We start from the raw sequence: 12,919 nt of genomic DNA on the forward strand, positions 1-12,919 counted from the left end.
AACTCCATGAACACCGAGCGTCGCGAATTTCTACGTCAACTCACCTGCGTGCTGCCCGGCCTGGCCGCGCTGGCACAAACTACCAGCGCCCAGGCTGCCGCAGAGACACCCAAGCCTGCTCATGACATGTCCGCCATGCCTCCCGGCTGGATGGGGCACGAAGTGATCGTGCAGGTGCTTTACCCGCAGTTCACGGCGCTCGATCTCATCGGCCCGCATTACTTTTTGTCCTCCCTGATGGGAGCCAAAGTGCTGCTGGCGGCGAAGAGCATGGAACTCGTCAGTTCAGACTCGGGCGTGAAGATCATGCCCGACATCACCTTCGCCGACTGCCCGGCGGCGCTGGATCTGCTCTGCGTGCCTGGTGGCACGACGGGCACGCTGGCCGCCATGCAGGATGCGGAGACGATGGCTTTCATCCGCAAGGCGGGAGCGGCGGCGAAGGTCGTCTCCTCCGTCTGCACCGGTTCGCTCATCCTCGGTGCCGCTGGTCTGCTGAAAGGCAGGAAGGCCACCTCCCACTGGCTGGTCAAAGATCTGCTGCATCACTTTGGTGCCACGGTTTCCAACGACCGTGTCGTGGAGGATGGCAAGGTCATCACGGCTGCCGGTGTCACCGCCGGCATGGATTTTGGCCTGCACATGTCCCTGAAATGGCGGGACCGTGAGTACACGGACTGCCTGGCATTGCTGGCCGAATACGACCCGCATCCGCCCACGACGGCAGGAGATCCTGCCAAAGCACCTGCCAAGACCAGGCAGCTCATGGTGGAGATGCTCGCAGGCTTTCACCAGAAAGTGGAAGCCATCGGCAAAGGCGGCTGAAGCACGAGCCCCGGTCACCCTCATCGAAACAACCTATCCCAAAAAAACCCCAAAAACCCCACCCCATCATTCATGAAAACATCCCTCAAACACCTCTTCGCAGCCGTTTGCCTGCTGCCCTTCACTTCGCTCATCCACGCTCAGGAAGCGGCTCCTTCGGCGGAGTCGCTTGCACGCGGCCAGACGGTTTACATGCAGGTCTGCTTCGCGTGCCATCAGCCCACCGGTCTGGGCCTGCCGGGCATGTTCCCTCCGCTGGCCAGCTCTGACTGGGTGGCGGCGAAAAAGCCGGACCGCATCATCCGCATGGTGCTGCATGGCTTCACCGGACCCATCACGCTCAATGGCAAACCGTTCACCTCCCCCGCGCCGCTGATGCCGCCGCAGGGCGCGGCACTCAGCGACAAACAGATCGCCGATGTGCTGACCTACGTGCGCAACAGCTTTGGCAACAAGGCCGCCGCCGTCACGCCCGAGCAGGTGGCCGCCATCCGCGAGGCTGAGAAGGCCCGCAGCGCGATGTGGACCGAAGCCGAGATCAGCAAAATCCCCACCGAATAGAAAACAGCTCAAACATCATGTCTCAAAAATCATCTGCTCCCAAGAGCCTCGGCTCATACATCACCGACCTGCTGACCTACGGCGTGGGCGCTGTCATGGGCGGCTCCATTCTCTTCATCGTGGGTGCGTTCATCGAAGGCTCCTTTGTGGCGCTGCGGGCCAAACCTCCTGCGCCCGCGGCAGAAGCCGCGCCGCCTGCGGCCACGCCACCCCCCGCACCCGCTGCTCCCAGCCCGGCACCTGCCAGCCCTGCTGCAGCCGGCGGAACAGATCTGCTGGCCACCGGCCAGCGCATCTACTCCACCGTGTGCATCGCCTGCCACCAGCCCACGGGGCAGGGGTTGCCACCCATGTTTCCGCCGCTCGCGGGCTCTGACTGGGTCAACGTGAAGAAACCCGACCGCATGATCCGCATGGTGCTTCACGGTTTCACCGGTCTGTTCACCCTCAACGGCCAGCCATTCACCTCGCCTGCACCGCTGATGCCGCCGCAAGGTGGCGCGCTCAATGATGAGCAGATCGCAGGTGTGCTGACCTATGTGCGCAGCAACTTTGGCAACAAGGCGGGGGCCGTCACGCCTGCAGAAGTCGCTGCGATCCGCGAGGCTGAGAAGGCTCGCAGCGCGATGTGGACGGAGGCCGAAATCCTCAAAATCCCCACCGAATAACACGATGCCGGATTCACCTCCAGATTCTCCGTCTCCGGGCATTCGCTACACCTCCGCCGGTGCTGACCTTCGCGTCAGCACCGGCTCCTGGGTGCGCATGGTGCTGGGCATCGGCATGGCCATCGCGGGTGTGCTGGTGCTGGGGCATTATGCCCGGCAGGCGCTCCCGCAGGCACCGCTGCCGGTGGTCACACAAATTCATGGTGACCTCGAAGCCACCGAGCGCAGCGGGCAGACGGTGAAGCTTTCCGCCCTGCGCGGGAAGGTCACCGTCATGGCCTGTCTCTACACCGTCTGCCCGCATGGATGCGCGGCGGTGGTGGCGCAGATGCAGAAGCTCAACACCGCCTACCGCACGCGACCGGATTTCCATCTGGTCTCTCTTGCGGTGGCGCCGGAGCGCGACACCTCGGGCTTCCTCAAGGCCTACGCCGAAGGCGTGGGTGCAAGGCCCGAAGATCCCTGGTGGTTCGTGACGGGTGAGCAGCAGCGCATCTGGGACTACATGACCTACGACCTGCAGCTGCAGGCTCCCGCCCCCATCCCGGAGGAAAAGCGCATCAACCCGCTGGACCTCTACGAGCACGACCTGCGCATGGTCCTCATCGACCGCCAGGGCCGCGTGCGCGGCTACTACGCCGTCTTCCACCCTCAAGCCGAGATCGCCACGATCATGACCGAAAAGATCAGCCGTGACGTGCAGCGCCTTCTCGATAATCCCAACGAATAAACACACAAATCCAAACCTATGAAACACATCCTCACATTCATTCTCAGTCTTCTCTTCACTGCCACATCATGCACCGCCGGTGATCCAGTGACATTCGTCTATCAGGGCGAAGTCGCGGGCATCATGTGCATCCACTGCACCAACAAAGTCGAAGCCGCGATGAAGAAGCTCCCCGACGTGCAGAGCGTCAAAATAACGCGCAATGAAAAAGGCGGCCTGCCCAAGCTCGAAATCATCGCCACCAACGCGAGGATCACCCGCGAAGACGCCGTGAAGGCGCTGGGCGACGATGCGAAGATGTATGACATCCGCAGCTTGAAGCTGGTGAAAGCTCCCTGAGTCCGAAGACCAGCGTCCTCAGCCTGGCGGCTGCTTGCCGAGCTTGCGCTGCAGTGTGCGGCGGTCGATGCCAAGCGCTGCGGCGGCATGCGAGATGTTGCCGCCGCAGTCATGCAGGACGCGCTGGATGTGCTCCCATTCGAGTCTGGCCAGGCTGGGCAGATCACCCGCTGCGGGACGCGCGGAGGAGCCATCGTGGCCTTCCAAAGCGGCGAGGACTTGATCTGCGCTGGCGGGTTTGAGCAGGTAGTCATCCGCACCCAGTCGCACGGCCTCCAGAGCACTTGGGATGCTGCCATAACCAGTCAGAACAATCAGCCGCACCTCTGGCAAAAGTTGCCGCAGCTCGGGGATGAGCGCCATTCCATGGCTGCTGCCAAGGCGCATGTCCAGCACGATGCCCTGCGGCATGGCGGCTCGTGCTTCACTCATGGCAGCGGTGGCATTCGCGGCTTGATGCACCTCACAGCCACGCCTTTTCAGCGCGAGCGCCAGCGTGGTGCGAAAGCTTTCGTCGTCTTCAATCAACAGCACCTGCATCATTTCAAAGGAGGGGTGGAAGGTTGCAGCGGCAGGGCAAGCGTCACACACGCGCCACCAGCGTCCAGATTGCGCACCTCGATGCCGCCATGCTGCGCCGCCGCGAGACGCCGCACAAAGAACAAGCCCAGCCCCATGCCTGCGCCTTGCTCGCGCGTGCTGCGGAAGGGCTCGCCCCAGTGACGCAGCATCTCCTTGCTGAAGCCTGGACCGTGATCCTGCACGATGAAGCGCACGCTGCCGCCTGCAGCCTCCACCCGCAGCAACACCGGCAGAGGATCCGCAGAGGACAGCAGCGCATTGCGCAGCAGGACCAGCAACGCCTCGCGCAGGCCCGCACAGGTGATGCGGGCATCGCGAGTTCCCAGCGTGAGTTTCACCCTCTCGCGTTGATGCGCAGGCAGATCGCTCAAAGCCATCGCCACGACATCCGCGACCTCACACACGTCAGCAGATTGTCCCACGGCCTCCTGTCCCAGCTCCCGCAAACGCACCAGCACTTCCTGACAGCGTGCGGCTTCGCGTACGATGATCTCTACCACATCCTGAGTGGGCTGCGCTTTCATCTCTTCCGCCGCCAGCGCGATGGTGCCCAGCGGTGTGGCGAGCTCATGCGCAAAGCCCGTGGCCAGAGCCGCGACGGAGAGGAAGCGATCGCGGGACTCCAGTTCGGCACGCAGTCGTGCGCGCTCCTTTTGCAGACGATGAGAGCGCCGCCGCAATGACAGCAGCAGCGCGAGAATAAACATGCCCACAAGCACGATCGCCACGCCACGGCCTTGTTGCAGCAGGGCTTCGGGCACGGCTGAGCCGTCAAGCATCCGCAGGGGAAGTGCGTACCGCCACAGCCAGCCGCACCCCAGCGCCATCAGCGCGCCGAGGCTGATCACCGCAGATGAGCGCAGCGCCACGGCTGCGACGGTGAGCTGCACGAGATAGAACAGCGCGAACGGATTTTCCAGTCCGCCAGTCCAGTGCAGCAGGAAGGTCAGTGTGAGGGCATCCCACAACAGCACGTGGAAAAAGCCGCCGCTCAAGTGGCCGCCGAGCACCCGCGTCCACCATGCGAGCACCGCATTCGAAACCAGTGTGATGCCCACCGCGATCCCGCAGGGCCACCACGGCACCGCCACGCCCAGCTGCACCACCACCAGCAACGTCACACTCTGCCCGACGGCTGCCAGCCAGCGCAGCAGCACCAGCAAACGGGATGAAAGCTCCACGCCCACCCACACTTCGCTCAAACCAAGCCAGCGCCGCCAGCCTGGGATGGAGGGTTTGGGATGAGTGGCACTGGCTGGCATGGGCCTTCAAGGTGAACGCCACGAAGGCTTATGTCCACCCGCTGCGGCGATTTGCCACACCTGTCCCGTCTTCACTGCGCCGCCTTGCCTTTCTCCAGCATCAGCTCGGCGATCTTGCGCAGATTCGCTTCGCCCAGATGAATCATGGGCGGCATCTGCGGGAGTTCGGGGCGTTTTTTGCCGGGTGCCTTGGCCCAGGCAACGATGCCGTCAGGATTGCCCGCGTAAATTTGCGCGATCTCCGTGAGCGGCGGACCGACGAGCTTCACGTTCGGCGCGTGGCAGGCGGCGCAGTTCATGAAGAGCTGCTCCGGCGTTTGCTCGGCGGGGGGAGCGGCGGCGCGCTGCTTGTTGAACGCGGCCAGCGCAGCGGCGTAATGCACCGTGCGCTCCTTGATCTCCGCCTGATGCGGAGCGAGCGCGGCCTGACGATACACATGCCGTCCGCTGCCCATGCCGAGAACCACGAAACTGAACAGCACACAGATCGGCACGTAGCTGCGGCCAATCCGTTCATCGCCGGCCTTCAGCTCGCGAAACAGCAGCCACAGCGTGAGCAAGCCGACCAGCGCACCGGAAACAATGATGACGTAGAGCTGCATGGTGATGCCCGCCGCAGGCAGCGTGAACAGCAGCAGCGGCCCGAGGACGAACTGCGCGAGGGTCACGTAGGCCGCCACTTTGTAAAAAATGCGGCGCAGCTCCGGCCGCGTGAAGCCCGGTGTATTCTCGATCTCATGCCCCTCACGGCCAAACCAGCCCGCGAGGAAGAGCCCCGTCATCGCCAGGCTCGCGGCGATGAAGTGCAGGTAGCGTGGCAGCACATTGCCGATGCTCAGGCTGGAGAAGAAGCCGCGCACCTTCTCCCACTCCCCGGGAAACAGCATGAGGTTCACATTGGCCAGGAAGATCAGCGGGACGAACAGCAGCAGCAGCGTCGCGGCCAGGCCCACGAGCTGATGCAGCCACTTCCAGCCGCCATGCGACCACGACTCCCACTTGTATTTGTGCAGATAGGTCAGCAGGAAGGCCACGATGACCAGCGGCACGATCATGAGCCACGCATGCCCCGTGAGCGTGTTCGCTGAATACCACTGCATGGTATACACCAGGTTGATGCACAGCAGCGGCCCGATGCCCATGACCACCGCGAGGCTTTTGTTCACCGTGATCGTACGGCCGATCGCCGCCGCCAGCGGGTCCCAGCGCGCGTCTTTGCGCCCCAGCCATTCAAAGAATGTGACGAGCACCGAGCCGCCGACCATGAGGTTCACAAACAGGATGTGAACCAGGAAGAAGATGACGAGCAGGACGATCAGCACGCCTTCAGGCAATGGCAGCGGCAGCGGGAGATCGCGGGGAACGGGGGTGGTGGCGAGAAGAGGAATCATGGTCATGCTATCAGGGTTGGGAGGATGCGGTCATGGCAGGCCGGGCGGGTGGCGGAGCGACCACGACGCCCGTGCTCTGCGCGCCGGGCAGGGATTCACGGGTGGCGCGGACCTGCTGGATGAAGGCCACGAGCGCCTCCGCCTCCTTGTCGTTGCCAGGGAAGGGCGGCATGAAGGTGCGGGTCTGGTGCATGCCTTGGATGAAGAGGGCCATGCCGCCGCTGTCCCAGTCCTTGTCCGCGCCATACATGGCGGTGAATTTTTCGATCACGCCATTGAGTCCCGTGGTGCTGTGGCAGCGCGAGCAGGCGAGCATGAAGACGTCCTTGCCGCACTCGACCTTGTTCGCTTCGGTGACCTCGCGGTGCTTCGCATAGGTCGCGTGTTTCAGGAGGCCTTCGCTTTGCAGAAAGGCGAGTTCGTCTTTGTGCACGCCGTTGGAGTACATGTATTCACCGATGACCCAGGGCTTGCGCATGAACTCGCGGGCGCGTTCAAAATGCCCCAGCAGCCAGATGCCCATGAGGCTGGGAATCAGCAGCGCCCAGCGCGGGATCAGGAAGCTGCTGCCCAGACCGCCGAGGCCGATTAAGGCAAAAACCAGGATCGTCCAGCCGAGCAGGCTTTGAAACTGCCCGTGCCAGCTCATGAACTCCTGCGTGAGCAGCGCCACCGAGCTGTTCGCCTTCATCGTCTCCGGGATGGCGCTCCAATACCAGGTGCCGAAAAGGTACGTACCCAGCAGGCTCACCAACACCACATGGGACATGCGGTACACCACCCAGTTCCGCAATTGTCGTGGCCCCGTGCCCTGCTCATAGCCGCGCTTTTGCTTCGTGAAAAAGAACGTGGCAAACCACACAAACACCGCGCCCATCATCAGCGCGATGAAGGTGCGGAAGCCGAGTTGCGGAGCGTAGAGCGGATTGGTCATCGCATCCCAGAAGGCGCGTGTTTGATTCCACTCGCCGGGTTTCATCATGAAGCCCAGCACGGCCACGATCAGCGCCATCGTCAGCCAGGACATGATGCTCAGCGCCACGCCGATCTTGATGTGCTTGCGCTTCTTTTCCGGCGTGTTCGCCTTTTTCCACGTCAAAAACCACCACAGGATCAGACCCACCTCCGAGATGAACACCAGCCACTCCGCGAACCAGCCCCAGAAGAACACACGCAACAGCGACCCAATGGCAAAAGGTGCAAAGAGCGAGGTGGAAAGCCAGATGCCCACCCCCGTCATGGCCCCGACCGTGGTGGTGACGATGAAGACGATGAACGTGATTTTGTACGCCAGCTGATCGATGTCAGGCCGGTTGTTCTTGTGCGCCCACCACTCCATCCACGTCAGCAGCGGGTACGCACCCACCGCCAGCGGATGATTGATGAGCACATGCAGGCTGGCGATGAGGCCGATGATGAGCCGGCCACCCGCGAGGTGGTCCATATAGAAGGAAGGAAAGTCCATGCCCACCCATCTCCGCCACGGGCCCGCTGAAAATGTGGCGAAATGCCGCAGTCAGCCGCGCCTCTCTGGGACTGCGGCAATTTGCCGCAGCCTGAGGCTGGTCAAAGCGAAGTAACCCCGTGCTTGTCTTGACACGGATACTCCCGCTTCCATAATCGCCCCCCATGTTTGCCCCTGCACCCGCACCTCCACGCCCCTGGCTGCGCCACGCGCAGCGCGGGACGGTGCTGCTGCTGTGCCTGGCGCTGGGTCTGCAATGGGCGCTGCTGCAAGGCATCGCGTGGACGGGGATGTTGATCAGCTTCGCACGTGAGGGATCGGTGATCGAGGCCGTGGAGAAGACTTTTGACGGGCAGCATGCCTGCGAGCTGTGCAAGAAGGTGAAGGAGGGGTCTCAGGACTCCAACAACTCCGGCTCAAGCACACAGGAAGATGACGCCGCGAAGGGGCTGCATGCCGTGCTCGTCAGCCCCACGGTGCTGATTCCTCCCGCCGAAGAGATCCTTTCGTTCGCACCGCTGTGCGAAGCACTGATGAGCCGAAACGGGATGCCGGAGCCACCACCGCCACGACGCGGGCAGGTCTGAACAAGCAGAGCGGTTTTCCACAACCGCTTCTCTCCTCCATACGCCGGGCTTCGAAGTCCGGCCCACCCCCATGCGCATGCCGCCTTTTCTGCGGCTGCCTTTCTCCCGCATCCACTCATGAAACCATTCTCTTTTCTCTTTTTATTCTCTCTGACCAGCGCGGCGCTCGCACAGACCGCCACCCCCAAGAAAACCCCGACGACTGAACTCAACGAAGTCATCATCACGGCGAAGAAAGATTCGCCTTCACTCACGGTCCCAAGCCTGGAACTCCGCAAGGAACAGATCGCTGCATCCACGCCCGGCGGCGCTGGTGTGGTGGACGCGGATTTTTACAAACGCGGTCGTGCCTCCACGCTGAAGGACGCACTGGACTTCGCGCCCGGCGTGCTGATTCAATCGCGCTTCGGCGCGGAGGAGTCGCGCCTTTCCATCCGTGGCTCCGGCCTGCAGCGCACCTTTCATGGTCGCGGCATCTGGTTGATGCAGGACGGCATGCCGCTGAACCTGGCGGACGGCGGCTTTGACATGCAGGCCATCGAGCCGCTGACGGCGAACTACATCGAAGTCTTCCGTGGTGCGAATGCGCTGCAGTACGGCTCCTCCACACTCGGGGGTGCGATCAACTTCATCTCCAACACGGGCTATACCGCGCCAGCCAGCCAGGCACGCGTGGAGGTCGGCAGCTTCAACACCTACCGCGCGCAGATCTCCTCCGGCTTTGTCAGCGGCAACACGGACATGTACGTGAGCATCACCGCCTCCCACACGGACGGATTCCGTGACTGGAGCAAGCAGGAGAGCTTCCGCGTCTTTGCGAACGTGGGCACCAAGATCAGCCCGAATCTGGAGAACCGCTTCTACGTCACCTATGTGGACAGCAACTCCCAGCTCCCCGGCAATCTGACCAAGGCGCAGATGCAGGCCAATCCGCAGCAGGCCGCGCCGGGATCCTTCATCCCGACCGTGCCCGGCGGCGCAGGCTACCAGGAGCGCAACTACCGGCTCTTGCGCCTGGCGGACAAGCTGACCTACAGCGACGGAGACAACACCCTGACGCTGTCCACCTTCTGGTCATGGAAGGATCTGAATCATCCGATCTTCCAGGTCATTGATCAGCTCAGCAACGACCTCGGCTTTGACCTGCGCTACGAGCACAAGGGCAAGCTGCTGGGACACGAAAACACCCTCACCGTGGGCACGGGCTTCATGTACGGCGGGACGAATGACAACCGCTTTACCAACATCAATGGCACACGCGGAGCCCAGGTGGCCGCCTACCGCCTGCAGGCCACGAACTTCAACTTCTACTTCCAGGATCAGCTGCACCTCACGGACAAGCTCTCCTTCATTGCCGGAGCCCAGGTGGCCTACGCCTCGCGTGAGCTGGATGAACTGCAGTACTTTCCCGGAAACACTTTCAACAACAGCGACCGCCTCGAAGCCTGGGGCTTCAGTCCAAAACTCGGTCTGCTCTATGAAGTGGACCCCAAGACACAGATCTATTTCAACGCGAGCCGCAGCTTCGAACCGCCCACCTTGGGCGAGGCCACACCCGCCGGCACGGGCCTGCTGCAGTTGAAGCCGCAGACCGCCACCACCTTGGAAATCGGCACGCGCGGCCAGCGCGACCGCGTGTCCTGGGACTTCAGCTACTACTACGCCTGGGTGGAGCGCGAGCTGCTCGGCCTCGGCTCCCCCATCCTCACCCCCACGACCACCGTGAACGCCGGCAGCACCATTCATCAGGGCGTCGAATTCGCGCTGAATGCGGACCTGCTGCGCAACCTCGCGACCTCCTCCGATCGCCTGGTGCTGAACCAGAACTTCCTCTGGAACAACTTCCACTTCAACAAGAGCGCCGCGTATGGCAACCGCCTGCTGCCGGGCTACTCGCCCGTGTATTACCGCGCGCAGCTTCTCTATGAGCATCCCAGCGGCTTCTACGCCGGCCCCACGCTGGAGTGGTCTCCCTTCCGCTATGCCGCCGACCTGGCACGCACCACCTTTGCAGACCCTTACGCCCTGCTGGGCCTGAAGTTCGGCTATCGCACCAAGAAGGGCCTGTCCTTCTACGTGGAGGCGCGCAACCTCACCGATGAAAACTACAGCCCCACCGTCAACGTGGTGACCAATGCCACCACCTCCCCCGCCGTCTTCCTCCCCGGCGACGGCCGCTCCTTCTACGGCGGCATCGAGTGGAAGTGGTGATCGACTGACAACTCCGGGCGCAGAGTGGTGACGAGCTGCTCTGCGCCCCTTTTTTAACCTTCAGCTTTGAACTCATTTCCTTCATCAACACTCAAAGCGTCAGCGAAGTCACCGTGGGATGGGTGTGGCGACAGCCCGCATGTGGCAAAGCACGGGCCAGGGAGCGCGGAATTTATTCCGCAGCACTCCGCAACACACAGGACTCCGCGTTTCACCTGCGTCCTCTCCGCGCCCCTGAAGCAGCGTGTTTGCGATGCTGATGGCACCGCGCCACCCGCAGCATGTTTGCAACCTGCTGCGGAATAAATTCCGCGCTCCAAAAACACCGTCGCCCGCTGCGCACGCAACATCGGTTTTCAAACACTCCACCATAACCCCTCCTCTCCACACCCCATGAACTCCCGCCTCATCCGCAAACTCCACCGCTGGCTCGGCCTGCTCTTCAGTGTCTCCGTGCTCATCGCCTCCGGCAGCGGCGTCCTGCACAACGTCATGACGCGCACCCAGGCGCCACCTCCGCAGGCGAAGCCCTCCGGCGGCGGCATGGATGTGAACGCGATCAAAGTCAGCGTGGCTGAGGCGGTGGCCAAACTGGCCGAAGAAAAACCCGAGGTGCAGGCGGTCAATCTGCGCGGCATCGGCGGCCAGCCCTGGTACCAGGTTTACACCAAGACCTCCCGCGCACCGCAGTACGTCAGCGCCGTGGATGGCAGAGTGGACTCCGCCATGGATGAAGCCTACGCCGCCGAGATCGCGAAAAATTTCCTCGCCGGAGCCGAGGTGAAAAAGACGGACTTCCTCACCGCATTCAACACCGAGTACATCAACATCTTCCGCATCCTGCCGGTGTACCGCTTTGATGCCGGCGATGCGCTGGACACCCGCGTCTATGTCTCCACCACCACCGGCAGCGTGACGCGCCACACCGACAAGCAGCGCCAGTTTGAAGCCACCGTGTTCACGAACTTCCACAAGCTCGGCTTCATCCCCAACAAGGACACCCGCGACCTCGTGCTCACCGTGGTGACCTTCGGCATCTTCCTCGTCGCCTGCCTCGGCATCGCCCTTTTCTTTGCCACCCGGCCCAAGAAACGATGAATTACAAACGAGGCGTGTTTTTGCCCTTCCTGTTTTTCAGGGGATCGGTTAAACACACCTATTACCCATGAAGAATATCCTGACTCTCGCCACCTTCGCCCTCTGCCTCACCACCGCGCGCGCTGACTTGACCGCCTCTCACCAGGCAGCCATCGAAAAACTGGTGGTCGCCCTTCAGGTGCAAAAACAATTCGAGAGCAACCTCATCCTGGGGTTTGAAGCCGGCATGGGCGGCACCTCGGATCAGATCAAAGCCATGCCCCCGGCGATGCAGCAGAAGTTCGCCACCGGCATGGAAAAGGTCAAGACCGCCATCCTTGAGCAGATGGGCTGGGCAAAGCTCAAACCTGAGATCGTCGTGATCTATGGCAAAAATTTCACCGAACAGGAGGCGAAGGACGTCACTGCGCTGATGGAATCGCCCGCCGGCCAGCTGCTTCTTGGCAAGCAGCTCAAGGTGACTGCCGATCTGATGAAGGAGACTCAGGAGAAGATGAAAGTTTTGCAGCCGCAGATCATGCAGATCATGCAGGCAGAGATGACCAAGCAATAAGACCAACCCGGCTGCGTACGTTTCCTTCGCCATGATCTCACGCCTTCTGTCCCTTCCTGCCGTCACCCTTCTGTCCCTTGCCAGCGCCAGCCTGCTGCACGCGCAGGCCCCCACGGCAGAGCTGGTTTCCGTGGAAAAAATCTGGGACAAAGCCCCGCACAACGGTGCCACCGACATCACGCGGTTTCAGAACCTCTTCTACTGCTGCTTCCGTGAGGCGGACTCCGCCACCAAAGGCGAGGGCGTCATCCACACCCTCATCTCCGCCACTGGCAAGGTCTGGGTGGACAACGTCACCCTCAACGAACCCGGCCTGGATCTGCGCGATCCCAAGCTCATCGTCACGCCGGATGAAAAGCGCCTCTACCTGCTCTGCGGCGGCGACTCCGCCACCCTGGGCCGCCAGACACGCTACGCCACCTCCATGGACGGCAAGGTCTGGACCCCGCTGCAGAAGCTCCTGGCCAAAGGCGACTGGCTCTGGCGCGCCACCATCAATCCGGCGGACAAACGCTTCTACGGCGCCAGCTTCAACATCCACCCCAGCTCCGGCGGCCCTGCGCCCGAGAAGGAGTGGTCGCTGAAAACCTACGCCAGCACGGACGGCTCCGTGTGGCAGCTCTCCTCCCTCATGAACGTGCCCGGCC

General features: G+C 62.4%; 13 protein-coding genes and 1 pseudogene. 10 read left to right on the forward strand and 4 right to left on the reverse strand.

The features are described from left to right. Window positions 1-6: 6 nt before the first annotated feature. The 5 genes from ACIREA_RS02950 (at window position 7) to ACIREA_RS02970 (ending at window position 3,123) form a co-directional block, all read left to right on the forward strand. Window positions 7-825: a DJ-1/PfpI family protein gene (locus tag ACIREA_RS02950; RefSeq protein WP_397380386.1), complete on the forward strand. Its 819-nt coding sequence runs from the start codon at window positions 7-9 to the stop codon at window positions 823-825. 72 nt (window positions 826-897) lie between these two features. Then, entirely contained in the window at window positions 898-1,386 is a 489-nt protein-coding gene (locus ACIREA_RS02955) for a c-type cytochrome (protein ID WP_397380388.1), read from the forward strand. A gap of 17 nt (window positions 1,387-1,403) precedes the next feature. Beyond that, window positions 1,404-2,054 carry a c-type cytochrome gene (locus ACIREA_RS02960; RefSeq protein ID WP_397380390.1) on the forward strand — a complete coding sequence of 217 codons (651 nt, stop codon included), beginning with the start codon at window positions 1,404-1,406 and terminating at the stop codon, window positions 2,052-2,054. Between the two features lie 4 nt (window positions 2,055-2,058). Continuing rightward, on the forward strand, window positions 2,059-2,784 hold the full coding sequence (locus tag ACIREA_RS02965; RefSeq protein ID WP_397380392.1) for an SCO family protein: 726 nt from the start codon (window positions 2,059-2,061) through the stop codon (window positions 2,782-2,784). A gap of 18 nt (window positions 2,785-2,802) precedes the next feature. Continuing rightward, on the forward strand, window positions 2,803-3,123 hold the full coding sequence (locus tag ACIREA_RS02970; RefSeq protein ID WP_397380394.1) for a heavy-metal-associated domain-containing protein: 321 nt from the start codon (window positions 2,803-2,805) through the stop codon (window positions 3,121-3,123). Between the two features lie 18 nt (window positions 3,124-3,141). On the opposite strand, the gene ACIREA_RS02975 is transcribed toward ACIREA_RS02970, so the two are convergent. The 4 genes from ACIREA_RS02975 to ACIREA_RS02990 all read right to left on the reverse strand — a co-directional run bounded on the left by ACIREA_RS02975 (window position 3,142) and on the right by ACIREA_RS02990 (window position 7,823). Next, window positions 3,142-3,666 (reverse strand): response regulator transcription factor, encoded by a 525-nt coding sequence (locus tag ACIREA_RS02975; protein ID WP_397380396.1) that lies wholly within the window; start codon window positions 3,664-3,666, stop codon window positions 3,142-3,144. Beyond that, window positions 3,663-4,967 carry an ATP-binding protein gene (locus ACIREA_RS02980; RefSeq protein WP_397380398.1) on the reverse strand — a complete coding sequence of 435 codons (1,305 nt, stop codon included), beginning with the start codon at window positions 4,965-4,967 and terminating at the stop codon, window positions 3,663-3,665. The genes ACIREA_RS02975 and ACIREA_RS02980 overlap by 4 nt, the downstream gene beginning before the upstream one ends. A 71-nt stretch (window positions 4,968-5,038) precedes the next feature. Beyond that, window positions 5,039-6,358 (reverse strand): c-type cytochrome, encoded by a 1,320-nt coding sequence (locus ACIREA_RS02985; RefSeq protein WP_397380400.1) that lies wholly within the window; start codon window positions 6,356-6,358, stop codon window positions 5,039-5,041. A gap of 10 nt (window positions 6,359-6,368) precedes the next feature. Continuing rightward, window positions 6,369-7,823 (reverse strand): c-type cytochrome, encoded by a 1,455-nt coding sequence (locus ACIREA_RS02990; protein WP_397380402.1) that lies wholly within the window; start codon window positions 7,821-7,823, stop codon window positions 6,369-6,371. 164 nt (window positions 7,824-7,987) lie between these two features. Here ACIREA_RS02990 and ACIREA_RS02995 point away from each other — a divergent pair, with 164 nt between their 5' ends. From ACIREA_RS02995 to ACIREA_RS03015, 5 genes and pseudogenes are all read left to right on the forward strand, one after another. After that, the gene (locus ACIREA_RS02995; protein WP_397380404.1) at window positions 7,988-8,410 is read left to right on the forward strand and encodes a hypothetical protein; all 423 of its coding nucleotides are present in this window, start codon (window positions 7,988-7,990) and stop codon (window positions 8,408-8,410) included. A gap of 117 nt (window positions 8,411-8,527) precedes the next feature. Continuing rightward, window positions 8,528-10,621, forward strand: a complete 2,094-nt coding sequence (locus ACIREA_RS03000; protein WP_397380406.1) for a TonB-dependent receptor family protein — start codon at window positions 8,528-8,530, stop codon at window positions 10,619-10,621. Window positions 10,622-11,014: 393 nt separating this feature from the next. Beyond that, window positions 11,015-11,719, forward strand: coding sequence for a hypothetical protein (locus ACIREA_RS03005; RefSeq protein WP_397380408.1), 705 nt, complete (start codon window positions 11,015-11,017; stop codon window positions 11,717-11,719). Window positions 11,720-11,786: 67 nt separating this feature from the next. Then, window positions 11,787-12,272, forward strand: coding sequence for a DUF2059 domain-containing protein (locus ACIREA_RS03010; protein WP_397380410.1), 486 nt, complete (start codon window positions 11,787-11,789; stop codon window positions 12,270-12,272). 31 nt (window positions 12,273-12,303) lie between these two features. Continuing rightward, a pseudogene (locus tag ACIREA_RS03015) lies at window positions 12,304-12,919 on the forward strand (hypothetical protein); the annotation flags it as partial.

The organism is Prosthecobacter sp. (genome assembly GCF_044373815.1).
In the GTDB taxonomy this organism is placed as follows: Bacteria; Verrucomicrobiota; Verrucomicrobiia; order Verrucomicrobiales; family Verrucomicrobiaceae; genus Prosthecobacter.